Here is a 14,034-nt window from a genome sequence, read left to right as displayed (position 1 = left end):
CATCGCAGCAGTGCCATCCCGCACCCTGGAGGAGAGCCATCGTGCCTCGTACCGTCAGGGACGTCGTCTTCGTCGACGGCGTCCGCACCCCGTTCGGCAAGGCGGGCCCGAAGGGCATCTACCACGAGACTCGCGCCGACGACCTCGTCGTGAAGGCGATCCGGGAGCTGCTGCGCCGCAACCCCGGCCTCGACCCGAAGAAGATCGACGAGGTCGCCATCGCCGCGACCACGCAGATCGGCGACCAGGGCCTGACCATCGGCCGCACCGCCGGCATCCTGGCCGGTCTGCCGACCTCCGTGCCCGGTTACTCCATCGACCGCATGTGCGCCGGCGCGCTGACCGCCGTCACCACGGTCGCCGGTTCCGTGGCCTTCGGCGCCTACGACATCGCCGTCGCCGGCGGTGTCGAGCACATGGGCCGCCACCCCATGGGCGAGGGCGTGGACCCGAACCCGCGCTTCGTCTCCGAGAAGCTGGTCGACGAGTCCGCCCTGTTCATGGGCATGACCGCGGAGAACCTGCACGACCGCTACCCGCAGATCACCAAGCTGCGCGCGGACGAGTACGCGGTGCGCTCCCAGGAGAAGGCCGCCAAGGCGTACGCCAACGGCAAGATCCAGGCCGACCTGGTGCCGATCTCGGTGCGCCGGACGAACGCCGAGGCCGGTGAGACGGGCTGGGGCCTGGTCACCGCCGACGAGCCGATGCGCCCGGGCACGACCCTGGAGAACCTCTCCGGGCTGAAGACGCCGTTCCGCGTCCACGGCCGGGTCACCGCGGGCAACGCGGCCGGCCTGAACGACGGCGCCACCGCCTCCCTCATCGCCTCCGAGGACTTCGCCCGCGCGAACGGCCTCCCGGTGAAGATGCGCCTCGTCTCCTACGCCTTCGCCGGCGTGGAGCCCGAGGTCATGGGCTACGGCCCGATCCCGGCCACGGAGAAGGCCCTCGCGCAGGCGGGCCTGTCCATCTCCGACATCGGCCTGTTCGAGATCAACGAGGCGTTCGCCGTCCAGGTCCTGGCCTTCCTGGACCACTACGGCATCGCCGACGACGACGAGCGCGTCAACCAGTACGGCGGCGCGATCGCCTTCGGTCACCCGCTCGCCTCCTCCGGCGTCCGTCTGATGACGCAGCTGGCCCGCCAGTTCGAGGAGCAGCCGCACGTCCGCTACGGCCTGACCACCATGTGCGTCGGCTTCGGCATGGGCGCGACGGTCATCTGGGAGAACCCGCACTTCGAGGGGGACAAGTGAGCACCACCGCTGAACTGCTGAAGGGTGCGGCCGAGCTGTTCCCGGACGAGGTCGTCACGTCGGCGCACGTCCGCCACTTCGACCTTCCCCTGGGTGCGGGCCGCTTCGCCCTGATCACCCTGGACAACGGCCTGGACCACACCAAGCCGACCACCTTCGGCCCGCAGTCCCTCGCGAACCTCAACACCGCGATCGACCAGGTCGAGAAGGAGGCGGCGGCCGGCGAGATCGTCGCCGCGGGCGTCACCGGCAAGCCGTTCATCTTCGCGGTCGGCGCCGACCTCAAGGGCGTCGAGCTGCTGAAGGAGCACGAGCACGCGCTCGCCATCGGCAAGGGCGGCCACGAGGTCTTCAAGCGCCTCTCCGGCCTGGCCGTGCCGACCTTCGCGTACTACAACGGCGCGGCCATGGGCGGCGGCGTCGAGGTCGGCCTGCACTGCACCTACCGCACGGTGTCCGCGGCCCTGCCCGCCTTCTCGCTCCCCGAGGTCTTCCTCGGCCTGGTCCCCGGCTGGGGCGGCTGCACCCTGCTGCCGAACCTGATCGGCGCCGACAAGGCCGTCTCGGTGATCATCGAGAACAGCCTCAACCAGAACAAGCAACTCAAGGGCGCCCAGGTCTACGAACTGGGCATCGCCGACGCCCTGTTCGAGGGTGCGGACTTCCTGGAGCAGTCGCTGATCTGGACGGCGTCCGTCCTCAAGGGCGAGATCGTCGTCGACCGTCCGGTGATCGACCGCGGCGAGGCCTGGGACCAGGCCGTCGCCCGCGGCCGCTTCATCGCGGACAGCAAGGTGCACGGCGCGGCCCCGGCCGCCTACCGCGCCCTCGACATCATCGCCGCCGCCAAGAACGGCGACCTCCAGCAGGGCTACGACGCCGAGGACCAGGCGCTCGCCGACCTGATCATGGGTGGCGAACTGCGCGCCGGCATCTACGCCTTCAACCTGGTGCAGAAGCGCGGCAAGCGCCCGGCCGGCGCGCCGGACAAGAGCCTGGCCCGTCCGGTCACCAAGGTCGGTGTCGTGGGCGCCGGCCTGATGGCCAGCCAGCTCGCCCTGCTGTTCCTGCGCCGCCTGGAGGTGCCGGTCGTGCTGACCGACATCGACCAGGAGCGCGTCGACAAGGGCGTGGGCTACGTCCACGCCGAGATCGACAAGCTGCTCGGCAAGGGCCGGATCAACCAGGACAAGGCCAACCGCCTCAAGGCGCTGGTCTCCGGCGTCCTGGACAAGGCCGAGGGCTTCGCGGACGCGGACTTCGTCATCGAGGCCGTGTTCGAGGAGATCGGGGTCAAGCAGCAGGTGTTCGCGGAGGTCGAGGCGGTCGCCCCGGCGCACGCGATCCTGGCCACCAACACCTCGTCCCTCTCGGTCAGCGAGATGGCGTCGAAGCTCAAGCACCCCGAGCGGGTCGTGGGCTTCCACTTCTTCAACCCGGTCGCGGTCCTGCCGCTGCTGGAGATCGTCCGCGGTGAGAAGACCGACGACGCCTCCCTGGCCACGGCGTTCGCCGTCGCCAAGAAGCTGAAGAAGACGGCGGTGCTGACGAAGGACGCCCCGGCGTTCGTCGTGAACCGCATCCTGACCCGCTTCATGGGCGAGGTCCAGAACGTCATCGACGAGGGCACCCCGGTCGAGGTCGCCGAGAAGGCGGTCGAGCCGCTGGGCCTGCCGATGTCCCCGCTGGTCCTGCTGGAGCTGGTCGGCCCGGCCATCGGCCTGCACGTCTCCGAGACGCTCAACCGGGCGTTCCCGGACCGCTTCACGGTCTCCCCGAACCTCAAGGCGGTCGTCGAGGCGGGCAAGCGCGGCTTCTACGTCTACGACAGCGGCAAGCCCGAGCTGGACCCGGAGGTCGCCGCGCTGCTGAAGCAGGGCGACTCCGTCCTCACCGAGGAGCAGGTGCGGGCGCGCGTCCTGGACGCGGTGGCGCAGGAGATCGGGCTCATGCTCGACGAGGGCGTCGTCGCCGAGGCGCAGGACATCGACCTCTGCCTGATCACCGGTGCCGGCTGGCCCTTCCACCTGGGCGGCATCACGCCGTACCTGGACCGCGAGGGTGTGTCGGAGCGGGTGAACGGCAAGCGGTTCCTGGCTCCGGGCGTGGCGTCGGTACCGGCGTAACCCCCGTGAAGCAGTGAAGAGGGCCTCCGCGGCACGCGGGGGCCCTCTTTTCCGTCCGGCCCGCCGTGTCCCCGTGCCCGGGTCGGACACCGGGCGCCGGGCGGTCGGCAGGGGTGGCGTGGGCGCACGGCGGCCGCGCCGCCGCCTCACACCTCCTGCCACGCCCTCAGCGCCAGCCCCGGCTCGTCCTTGCGGCGGGTGACGAGGAGCCGGCCGGTCGACGGCGACAGGCTGGCCGCGACCACACGGTCCTCGTGGTCCTTGGTGAGCGCCACCACGGCGTCGTCCGGCAGCGGGGGCCCGGACTCGGTCCACCAGGCGCCCGCCGCCTCCTCCTCGGTGGGGTAGGCGGCGAAGGCGACGCGTCCGTTCGAGGAGCGCTGGGCGAGCAGGGTGCAGTCGTGGCCGTCGAGTTCGCAGCGCACGGCGGCCACCGGGCCGGGGCCGGCGGCGGCGAGCAGCGCGACGGGCTTGGCGCCGGGGCGCCACGCGCACACGTCGCCGGAGTCGTCGTCGGTGAAGAAGAGGGTGGTGTGCTCGGGGGAGGTGGCCAGGGCCCGCAGGGTGCCGGGGCGGACCGCCGCCTCCAGCGGCTCCTGGCGCACCGGAACGGTGCCCGGCTCCGTCTGCCGCCAGTACAGGACCGCGCCCTGGACGGCGGCGTACGCCTCGACGCAGCCGGACTCCCCCGTCACCGCGACCGGCGGGCCCTGCACGCCCTGCCCCTTCAGGTCGCGCCAGGGGTCCCAGCCGCCCTTCTCCTTCTGGGCGACCATGCTGATCCCGGTGCCGACGTTGCGCACGAAGACGTGCGCCCGCCCCCGGGAGTCCACGGCCACGGCGGGCGTGCCCGTGCGGTCGCCCTTCTTGTTGGGGTGGCCGATGGGCGTCCAGTCCAGGGCGGCGAGCAGGGGCCGGAAGTGCGCGGAGTGCATCAGGACCGCCTCCCCCGCCGCGGTCGGCCGCCAGGAGGCGAGGTGGGCGTACTCGTCGGCGCCCTGTCCCACGGCACTGTCCGGCCGCACCTTCTGGTCGCCGCCCACCGCCCGGGGCGGGCCCCAGGGACCGCCCCGGGTGCGCTCCGCCCGGCACAGGACGGTGTCGACCGACGTCAGGTAGACACTGAGCCGCCCGTCGCGGCCTCGTATGAGCCATTCGCCGTTCACCCGCTCACTGTATGTCGGCCGTCACGCGGCCATGTCGCTCGGGGCACGCACGGACCGGGGCCGTGCGACGCTGGCCCCATGGACCACGACTCCCCCCTGCTGGTGATCGTCGACGCGGCGAACGTCGTCGGATCGGTGCCGGACGGCTGGTGGCGCGACCGGCGCGGCGCGGCGGAACGGCTGCGCGACCGGCTGGCCGCGGAGGGGCTTCCGGGACGTTCCGGCGCCGAGGAGATCGTGCTCGTCGTGGAGGGCGCCGCACGCGGTGTCGCGTCGGTGCCCGGCGTCCGCGTGGAGTCGGCCCCCGGCAGCGGCGACGACCACATCGTCGGCCTGGTCGCCGCCGCCGGCGGCCGCTCCCGCCTGGTCGTGACGGCCGACCGCGAACTCCGCGCCCGGGTGACGGAACTGGGCGCGGAGGTCACCGGACCGCGGGCGGTGCGCGGGTGAGCCGCGTGCGCGGATGAGCGCGGCACCCGGGTGAGGGCGGCGGGGCCGGGCGGGCGGGGCGGTCAGTCGGTGCCCGGTTCCCCCCTGGCCACCTGGTCGGCCGTGGTCTCGTGGTGGCGGCCCAGCCGGCTGTGGGTGCGGCCGTAGAAGAAGTACACGACGATGCCGATCAGCATCCAGACGGCGAAACGGATCCACGTCTCGGTGGGCAGGTTGAGCATGAGCCAGAGGGAGGCGAGCACCGACAGGACCGGCAGGAACGGCACCCACGGGGTGCGGAAGGCGCGGTGCAGGTCGGGGCGGGTGCGGCGGAGGATGATCACGCCGATGGCGACGACCACGAAGGCGAAGAGCGTGCCGATGTTCACCAGCTCGGCGAGCTCGCTCAGGGGGGTGAAGCCGGCGACGACCGCGATGACCACACCGAGCAGGATGGTCGGCCGGTGCGGCGTCCTGAACCGCGGATGGACGTGCGAGAAGAAGCGCGGCAGCAGTCCGTCGCGGCTCATCGCGAAGAACACCCGGGTCTGGCCGAGCAGCAGGATCATGCAGACCGTGGTGAGGCCGACGGCGGCGCCGAAGCTGATGAAGCCCGCGAACCAGGGGTGTCCGGTGGCCTTGAAGGCGTCGGCGAGCGGGGCTTTGACGGACAGCTTGCTGTAGTGCTCCATGCCGGTCACGACGATCGACACCAGTACGTACAGCAGGGTGCAGATGAAGAGCGAGCCGAGGATGCCGCGGGGCATGTCCCGCTGCGGGTTCCTGGTCTCCTCCGCCGCCGTCGCGACGACGTCGAAACCGATGAAGGCGAAGAAGACGACCGAGGCGGCCGTGAAGATGCCCATCACGCCGAAGTTGGACGGCGCCCAGCCGAACATCAGCTGGACGAGCGGGGACTGGAGGCTGTCGCCCGCCGGCACCGGCTGCGACTTCGGGACGAACGGTTCGTAGTTCTTCCCGTCGATGAGGAAGGCGCCCGCGACGATCACCGTGAGGACGACGGTCACCTTGATGGCGACGACGATCGACGTGACGCGCGCCGAGAGCTTCGTGCCGAGCACCAGGATGCCGGTGAGCACCAGGACCAGCGCCGCGGCGAGGACGTCGAAGCCGAAGCCCTCGGCCCCGTCCCGGGTGCCGAGCACGGCCGGCAGGTGGACGCCCACGTTGTCCAGCAGCGAGTGGATGTACCCGGACCAGCCGACGGCGACCACCGCCGTGCCGAGCGCGAACTCCAGGACCAGGTCCCAGCCGATGATCCAGGCGGGCAGTTCCCCGAGGGAGGCGTACGAGAAGGTGTACGCGGAGCCCGCCACCGGAACGGTGGAGGCGAACTCGGCGTAGCAGAGCGCCGCGAGCGCGCAGACGACACCGGACACCACGAAGGCCAGGGCCACGGCCGGGCCCGCGTTGTTCTTGGCCACGGTGCCGGTCAGGACGAAGATCCCGGTGCCGATGATGACGCCGACGCCGAAGACCGTCAGGTCCAGCGCGGACAGGGATTTCTTGAGCGCGTGCTCTGGCTCCTCGGTGTCGAGGATGGACTGCTCGACCTTCTTCGTCCGGAAGAGGGTGCTGCTCACGGCCTTACCTCCACGCTTGTCGTCCTCGACATCCCGGCATGATCGAGAGGGCGCGTAGTGCGTATGCCCTGCGTGGGGCTGCCACGCGAAGGGGCCGGTCGCACCACTCCTCACAGTGGCACAACCGGCCCGTTCGGGCGCGTCAGCGTCGGCTAGTCGCGGGCGGGCTCCGCGGAGTCCACCGCCGTGCTGTCGTACCGTCCGTCCAGACGGGAGACCAGACCGGTGACCTGGCGGGCGATGTCGGGGGCGGTCAGGCCGATCTCGGCCAGGACCTCGGCGCGCGAGGCGTGGTCGAGGAACCGCGGCGGGATGCCGAAGTCGCGCAGCGGGACGTCGACGCCGGCGTCCCGCAGGGCCTGCGCGATCGCGGAGCCGACACCGCCGACGCGGGAGTTGTCCTCGACGGTGACGACCACGCGGTGCCGCTCGGCGAGCGGGGCCATGGCCTCGTCGACGGGCTTGACCCAGCGCGGGTCGACGACGGTGGTGGAGATGCCCTGCCGGTCGAGGAGCGCGGCGATCTCCAGGCACATCGGCGCCAGGGCGCCCACGGAGACGAGGAGGACGTCCGGCCGGTCCGTCCCGGGCTCCCGCAGCACGTCCATGCCGCCCACCCGGCCCACGGCCGGCACGGCGGGGCCGACGGCGCCCTTGGAGAAGCGGACGACGGTCGGCGCGTCGTCGACCTCGACGGCCTCCCGCAGCTGCGCGCGCACCTGGTCGGCGTCGCGCGGCGCGGCCAGCCTGAGGCCGGGGACGACCTGGAGGATCGACATGTCCCACATGCCGTTGTGGGAGGCGCCGTCGGTGCCGGTGACGCCGGCCCGGTCCAGGACGAAGGTCACCCCGCACTTGTGCAGGGCCACGTCCATCAGGACCTGGTCGAAGGCCCGGTTGAGGAAGGTGGCGTAGACGGCGAAGACGGGGTGCACGCCCGCGTGCGCCAGGCCCGCCGCGGAGACCGCGCCGTGCTGCTCGGCGATGCCGACGTCGTAGACCCGCTCGGGGAAGGCCTTGGCGAACCTGTCCAGGCCCACCGGCTGGAGCATGGCGGCCGTGATGGCGACGATGTCCTCGCGCTCCTCGCCGAGCCGGACCATCTCGTCGCCGAAGACGGAGGTCCAGTCGGCGCCGGAGGTGGAGATCGGCAGACCGGTGTCGGGGTGGATCTTTCCGACGGCGTGGAAGCGGTCCGCCTCGTCCTGGAGGGCGGGCTGGTAGCCGCGGCCCTTCTCGGTGAGGCAGTGCACGATCACCGGGCCGCCGAACCGCTTGGCGCGGGCCAGCGCCGACTCCAGGGCCTCGATGTCGTGTCCGTCGATCGGCCCGACGTACTTCAGCCCGAGGTCCTCGAACATGCCCTGCGGGGCGACCAAGTCCTTCAGGCCCTTCTTGGCGCCGTGCAGCGTCTCGTAGAGGGGCCGTCCGACGACCGGCGTGCGGTCGAGGATCTCCTTGGTCCGGGTGAGGAAGCGCTCGTAGCCGTCGGTCGTGCGCAGCGTCGCCAGGTGGTTGGCGAGACCGCCGATGGTCGGCGCGTACGACCGCTCGTTGTCGTTGACGACGATGACGAGCGGGCGGTCCTTGGCCTCGGCGATGTTGTTCAGCGCCTCCCAGGCCATACCGCCGGTCAGGGCGCCGTCACCGATGACGGCCACGACGTGGCTGTCGCGTTTCAGCAGCTGGTTGGCCTTGGCGATGCCGTCGGCCCAGCCCAGCACCGTGGAGGCGTGACTGTTCTCGATGACGTCGTGCTCGGACTCGGCCTGCGAGGGGTAGCCGGACAGGCCGCCCTTCATCTTCAGCTTCGAGAAGTCCTGCCGGCCGGTGAGCAGCTTGTGCACGTAGGACTGGTGGCCCGTGTCCCACAGCACCTTGTCCTTCGGCGACTCGAAGACCCGGTGCAGGGCGATCGTGAGCTCGACCACGCCGAGGTTGGGGCCGAGGTGGCCGCCGGTCTTGGAGACGGCGTCGACGAGGAAGGTCCGGATCTCCTCCGCCAGCCGGCCCAGCTCCTCCGGGCTGAGCCGGTCCAGATCGCGCGGTCCCCTGATGCGGGTCAGCAGCGGCACCCGTGCCTCCTTGCAGTAAAAGCTGTTCGAGCTGTTGCCGGGCTCGACGAGTCTAATGTTCCGCCGGGGCGGCCCCACTCCGCCCCTTGCGCAATGGTCATGCGTCGGCCGTACCCAGGACGGCGGTCACCTATGACACGGCTGTGCCCGGCACCGAGGAGGGTGCCGGGCACGAGGGGGCACTGCGGCGGGCCCGAAGGGGCGCGGGCGGTGTCGATGTGCGGCTCCGCCGCGTGGCCGCGACCGGCCACGACGGCGAGTCGGCCGCACGTCCCACCGCGCCCCGGACGGCGCTCCCGCGAACCGTCAGCCGCGACCCGCGGCCTTCTGGCTCTTGCGCGAGACGGAGTCGATGACGACCGCGCCGAGCAGAACACCACCGGTGATCATGTACTGGATCGAGGTGTTCATGTTCAGCAGGTCCAGGCCGGTCTGGATGGACTGGATGACCAGCATGCCCAGGAGGGCCGACCACACGGTGCCACGGCCGCCGAAGAGGCTCGTACCACCGATGACGGCCGCCGCGATGGCGAGCATCAGCGTGTTGCCGCCGCCCGCGGAGAGCGTGGCGCTGGCGGTCTGACCGGCGAAGAACATACCGCCGACCGCCGCGAAGCCGCCGGAGATGGCGAACACGGTGATACGGATCAGCGGCACGTTGATGCCGGCACGGCGGGCCGCCTCGATGCCGCCGCCGACCGCGAACACCTTGCGGCCGTAGGTGGTGCGGCGGAGCACGAAGTCCACGATCACCAGCGCGGCCAGGAAGATCACCAGCGCGTTGGAGACACCGGCCGCGTCGTTGAGGACGGCCGCGGCGACGAAGGACGCGACGGCGAGCGCGCCCACGCGCAGCAGGATCTCGCTGGTCTGCCGGAACGGCACACCCGCGGCCTTGCGGCGGCGCTGCTCGTTGAAGTTGCCGACGAGGGTCAGCACGACGCCGAGGCCGGCCAGCAGGTACGCGCCGATGATGGCCTGGTCCATGAAGAAGGAGCTCTGGCCGAGCAGGTGGACCGGACCCGATTCGGACGGGATGTTGATCGTGCCGCTGTCGCCCAGCAGCCACAGCATCAGGCCGTTCCAGCCGAGGAAGCCGGCCAGGGTGACGACGAACGCCGGTACGCCGATCTTGGCGAAGAACCATCCGTGCAGCGCGCCGATGGCGATGCCGGTGAGGATCGCCAGCACCAGCGCCAGCCACGAGTTCATGCCCTTGTTCACCGCCAGCACGGCGAACAGGGTGGAGGCCAGACCGCTGACCGAACCGACCGACAGGTCGATCTCGCCGAGCAGCAGCACGAACACCAGGCCGATGGCGAGCATGCCGGTGGCCGACAGGTAGTAGCTGATGTTCGAGAGGTTGTCGGCGCTCAGGAAGCGGTCGTTCTGCAGCTGGAAGATCGTCCAGATGACGATCAGTCCGATGACCACCGGCAGCGAGCCCAGCTCGCCGCCCTTCACCTTGCGCTTGAACTCGGTGAGGTAGCCCTTGAAGCCCTCTTCGCGGACCAGCAGGCGCGGGTCGACGACGGCGACGGGGGCGGCCGTGGGGTCGTCGGCGGGGGCGACGGTGGACTGCTCCTCGACCACGCCCTCGGTCTTCTCGACCTTGGTGGCCGTGGCGGCCGGCTCGGTCTTCTCGGTCTTCTCGGTCTTCTCGGTGTCGCTCACTTGGCCGCCTCCGCGGTGCGCCGCTCCGCGCGACGGGTCACGGCGTTGTCCGTGGCGCCCGTGATCGCGGCGATGATCTCTTCGTGGCTGGTGTCCTTCACGGAGAAGGAGCCGTTGTTCTTGCCCAGGCGCAGCACGGCGACGGTGTCCGCGACCGCCTTGACGTCGGCCATGTTGTGGCTGATGAGGATGACGCCGAGGTCACGCTCGCGCAGCCGCTCGACCAGGTCGAGGACCTGCGCGGTCTGCTCGACGCCCAGGGCGGCCGTGGGCTCGTCGAGGATGACGATCTTCGGGTCGCCGATCAGGGCGCGGGCGATGGCGACGACCTGGCGCTGACCGCCGGAGAGGCTCGCGATCGGGATGCGCACGCTCGGGATCCGGATGGAGAGCGTGGACAGCAGCTCGCGGGCGTTCTTCTCCATCGTCACCTCGTCGATGACGCCCCGGTGCAGCAGCTCGCGGCCGAGGTAGAGGTTGCCCACCACGTCGAGGTTGTCGCAGAGCGCGAGGTCCTGATAGACCGTCGCGACGCCGAGTCCCTGGGCGTCGTGCGGCTTGCTGATGCTGACCGGCTTGCCCTCCCACTCGATGACGCCCTCATCGATGGGGTGGACACCCGCGATCGTCTTGACCAGGGTCGACTTACCTGCGCCGTTGTCGCCCACCAGGGCGACCACTTCTCCGGCGTGGACCTCCAGATCGACATCGGTGAGTGCCTGGACCGCACCGAATCGCTTGGAGACTCCGCGCAACGCCAGCACGGGCGTAGCGGACACGTGAACCATCTCCTTCGCCGCCTGACCGGCGGGGATGCCGCGCTCGAAGGTGCGCGGAGGGACGTGCGGACGCGGCGGAAGGCCGCGCGGCGCACGAGGTTTACAGGATGAACATGCGCGAACCCGGTGCGCTTGGCAACGGTTCCGTCCGACGCCCGCCCCGGCAGCGGGGTGTGAAGGTGGGGCAGGCGTCGGCGGGGCTTCGCGGGACCGCTCGGCGGTCCGGTGCCCGAGCCCCGGTGCGGGGCTCGAGCCGGATCACACGGTGTGCGTGCGACTACTGGAGACCGGCGGCCTTGCAGGCGGCGGCGTACTCGGCGGTGCAGATGTCCTGGACCGACCACAGGCCGTCCTTGACGACCGTGTCCTTGATGTTGGCCTTGGTGACCGACACCGGGGTCAGCAGGCTCGCGGGCACCTTGTCACCGGAACCGCTGGTGACCTCGGCGGTGGCGAGGGACTTGATGTCCTTGCCCTGCAGCAGGTTGACCGCGAGCTCGGCGGCCGTGTCGGCCTCCGGCTTGTAGGCCTTGTAGACCGTGGCGGCCTGGGTGCCGGCGACGATCCGCTGGATGGCGGCGAGTTCGGCGTCCTGACCGGTCAGCGGGATGTTGCTGATCTTCGCGCCCTTGAGGGTGTTGGCGATGCCGCCGGCCATGCCGTCGTTGGCGGCGTAGACGCCGGCGATGTTCTTGGCGCCGAGCTGCGTGATCGCCGCGGACATCTTCTGGGCGGCGACGGTGTCCTTCCACAGGCCGGACTGCTCGTAGGCGATGTCGACCTTGCCGTCGAGGACCTTGTGGGCGCCTTCCTTGAACTGGCCGGCGTTCGGGTCGGCGTCGTCACCGTTGATCATGACGACCTTGGACTTGGCGGTCGCCTTGGCGCCGAGGGCGTCGAGCAGGGCCTGGCCCTGGAGCTCGCCGACCTTCACGTTGTCGAAGGAGACGTAGGCCGAGACCGGGCCCTGGGCGAGGCGGTCGTACGCGACGACCTTGACGCCCTTGTCGACCGCGGACTTGATCGAGGACTTGATCGCGGCGGAGTCCTGGGCGGAGACCACGATGACCTTGACACCCTTGGTCACCATGCTGCTCATCTGCTGGGCCTGCTTGGCCGGGTCCGCCGCCGCGTTCGCGTACTGGACGTCGCAGTCGGAGCAGAGCTCCTTGACCTTGGCCTCGAAGTACGGCTTGTCGAACTTCTCGTAGCGCGCGGTGACGGTGTCGGGGAGCAGCAGGCCGATGGACTTGCTGTCCGAGCCGCTGCCGGAGTCGCTGTCCTTGTCGTCGCCGGCCTTGCCGCACGCGGCAATCGACAGCGCCATGGACACGGCGGTGGCGCCGATCACGACTCTACGCATCGTTGCGTTCATTTGGGGTGTGCCTCCCTGACAGGGCCGCAACGCTGCGGCCGAGGTGGCAGGAAGTCAACTCGGCCACGCGTGCGACGTCAAGAAGTAAATACTTAACGAGATGGCAACGGGGTCATTCGTTCTCTAAGTGAAGGCGGGCGCGGCGGACGCGAGGGTGCCGTCCAAAAGGGTCGAATCCCCCATCTCGCTGAGCGCGAGGGCGAGCGCCCCGAGCACCTCCGCGCGGCCTCCAAGTGCCCCGGGAAGGACGGAGAGTTGGCGCGCCGCACTGGGGATGGCGTAGCGGCCGACGGACTCCCTGATGGGCCCCAGCACGAGTTCTCCGGCCTCGGCGAGGTCACCGCCGAGGACCACCCGGCTCGGGTTCAGCAGGTTGCAGAGATTGGCGACCCCGCTGCCGATGTGACGGCCGACGTCGGCGATCACCCGCCGGCAGCCCGGGTCTCCGTCCCGGGCCAGCCGCACCACGCCCTCCATCGTCAGGTCGGTGCCGTGACTGGGCTGCAGGAGCGGCAGCACGTAGCGCGCGGCCGTGAACGTCTCCAGGCAGCCGCGGTTTCCGCAGCGGCAGACCGGACCGGATTCGTCGAGCGTGATGTGCCCGATCTCCCCCGCCGTCCCGCCGGGACCGCGGTAGATCTTCCCCTCGATCACGAGGCCGGCTCCGACACCGCTCGCGACCTTGATGTAAGCAAGATCACGCACGCCTCTGCCGCTGCCCCAGACCATCTCGCCGAGGGCGCCGAGGTTGGCGTCGTTGTCCACGTGGACGGCCACTCCCAGGCGGCCGCGCAGCTCCTCGGCGGGGCGGGTGCCGATCCAGCCGGGCAGGATCGCGGAGGAGCCGAGCGTGCCGGACTCCAGGTCGATGGGGCCGGGCACGCCGAGCCCCACTCCGGCGATCTTCGACCGGTCCACCCCGGTGGCCTCGATCAGCCGGTTGACCAGTTGTTCCGCCCGGTCGAAGCCCTGGGAGGAGGAGGCGTCCACGTCCAGTGGCTCGGACTCCTCCGCGAGGACCTGGTGGGCGAGGTTGCCGACGGCGACGCGCAGGTGGGTGTGGCCGAAGTCGACCCCGATGACGATGCCGGCGTCGCCGCTGAGACTGACGCTCCGGGCCCTTCGCCCGCCCGCCGACGTGGGCGTGACCTCGACCGTTCCCCCGTCCTTCAGCTCACGCACGATGTTGGATACGGTCGCCGCGGACAGGCCTGTCGTCCGGGCGATCTCCGCCTGCGTGAGGGACCCGGCCAGACGCACGGCCCGAACGACTCGCTCCAGGTTGGCTCGGTGCAGCGACGACTGCGACCCCGGAGTCTCCACGACGACCTCCTGCGCGCGGGACCGCATCGATGAGGCCCCGTCCATGTCCAACTAGTGAACTCTAAGCTGAGCTGTTCGGGTCGCCTCCCGTCAAGAGGTTGAACGCCATCCGCAGGGTCGAACAAGGGATCGCCCTTCCCGGCGCTCCGGCGTCGCGGCGCGTGCCGGGGCGGTTGCGGAGGGTCGAGCCGGGGCTTCACGGGTTGTGGCGACGCCCCGCCGGA

The 14,034-nt window shown here is 70.8% G+C and carries 10 protein-coding genes; 3 read left to right on the top strand and 7 right to left on the bottom strand.

Annotation, left to right across the window (positions count from 1 at the left end; translation table 11 throughout):
• Window positions 1–41 precede the first annotated feature (41 nt).
• Complete coding sequence (locus tag ACH4F6_RS17215) at window positions 42–1,259, top strand: thiolase family protein (protein ID WP_397960982.1); 1,218 nt, start codon at window positions 42–44, stop codon at window positions 1,257–1,259.
• Window positions 1,256–3,385, top strand: coding sequence for a 3-hydroxyacyl-CoA dehydrogenase NAD-binding domain-containing protein (locus tag ACH4F6_RS17210; protein ID WP_397960981.1), 2,130 nt, complete (start codon window positions 1,256–1,258; stop codon window positions 3,383–3,385). Before ACH4F6_RS17215 ends, ACH4F6_RS17210 begins: the two co-directional genes overlap by 4 nt.
• A gap of 146 nt (window positions 3,386–3,531) precedes the next feature.
• On the opposite strand, the gene ACH4F6_RS17205 is transcribed toward ACH4F6_RS17210, so the two are convergent.
• Complete coding sequence (locus ACH4F6_RS17205) at window positions 3,532–4,551, bottom strand: hypothetical protein (protein WP_397960980.1); 1,020 nt, start codon at window positions 4,549–4,551, stop codon at window positions 3,532–3,534.
• A gap of 78 nt (window positions 4,552–4,629) precedes the next feature.
• Here ACH4F6_RS17205 and ACH4F6_RS17200 point away from each other — a divergent pair, with 78 nt between their 5' ends.
• Window positions 4,630–5,001, top strand: coding sequence for an NTP pyrophosphohydrolase (locus ACH4F6_RS17200; RefSeq protein ID WP_397960979.1), 372 nt, complete (start codon window positions 4,630–4,632; stop codon window positions 4,999–5,001).
• Window positions 5,002–5,063: 62 nt separating this feature from the next.
• Here ACH4F6_RS17200 and ACH4F6_RS17195 read toward each other — a convergent pair whose 3' ends face one another.
• From ACH4F6_RS17195 to ACH4F6_RS17170, 6 genes are all read right to left on the bottom strand, one after another.
• Window positions 5,064–6,584 carry an amino acid permease gene (locus tag ACH4F6_RS17195; RefSeq protein ID WP_397960978.1) on the bottom strand — a complete coding sequence of 507 codons (1,521 nt, stop codon included), beginning with the start codon at window positions 6,582–6,584 and terminating at the stop codon, window positions 5,064–5,066.
• A gap of 152 nt (window positions 6,585–6,736) precedes the next feature.
• Window positions 6,737–8,659 carry a 1-deoxy-D-xylulose-5-phosphate synthase gene (gene dxs, locus ACH4F6_RS17190; RefSeq protein WP_397961135.1) on the bottom strand — a complete coding sequence of 641 codons (1,923 nt, stop codon included), beginning with the start codon at window positions 8,657–8,659 and terminating at the stop codon, window positions 6,737–6,739.
• 306 nt (window positions 8,660–8,965) lie between these two features.
• On the bottom strand, window positions 8,966–10,333 hold the full coding sequence (locus ACH4F6_RS17185; protein ID WP_397960977.1) for a sugar ABC transporter permease: 1,368 nt from the start codon (window positions 10,331–10,333) through the stop codon (window positions 8,966–8,968).
• Window positions 10,330–11,121: an ATP-binding cassette domain-containing protein gene (locus ACH4F6_RS17180; RefSeq protein ID WP_397960976.1), complete on the bottom strand. Its 792-nt coding sequence runs from the start codon at window positions 11,119–11,121 to the stop codon at window positions 10,330–10,332. The genes ACH4F6_RS17185 and ACH4F6_RS17180 overlap by 4 nt, the downstream gene beginning before the upstream one ends.
• A gap of 268 nt (window positions 11,122–11,389) precedes the next feature.
• Window positions 11,390–12,487, bottom strand: a complete 1,098-nt coding sequence (locus ACH4F6_RS17175) for a sugar ABC transporter substrate-binding protein (protein WP_397960975.1) — start codon at window positions 12,485–12,487, stop codon at window positions 11,390–11,392.
• Window positions 12,488–12,610: 123 nt separating this feature from the next.
• Entirely contained in the window at window positions 12,611–13,810 is a 1,200-nt protein-coding gene (locus ACH4F6_RS17170) for an ROK family transcriptional regulator (RefSeq protein ID WP_397961134.1), read from the bottom strand.
• Window positions 13,811–14,034: the final 224 nt, after the last annotated feature.

The organism is Streptomyces sp. NPDC017936, from assembly GCF_044328485.1.
In the GTDB taxonomy this organism is placed as follows: Bacteria; Actinomycetota; Actinomycetes; order Streptomycetales; family Streptomycetaceae; genus Streptomyces.
The sequence above is the reverse complement of the archived record's forward strand: the minus strand, read 5'-3'. Positions and strand labels throughout refer to the sequence as shown.

Coding starts and splice junctions, on each gene's coding strand:
- ACH4F6_RS17200 (WP_397960979.1), top strand. CDS start 4,630: ATGGACCACGACTCCCCCCTGCTGGTGATCGTCGACGCGGCGAACGTC.
- ACH4F6_RS17180 (WP_397960976.1), bottom strand. CDS start 11,121: ATGGTTCACGTGTCCGCTACGCCCGTGCTGGCGTTGCGCGGAGTCTCC.
- ACH4F6_RS17175 (WP_397960975.1), bottom strand. CDS start 12,487: ATGAACGCAACGATGCGTAGAGTCGTGATCGGCGCCACCGCCGTGTCC.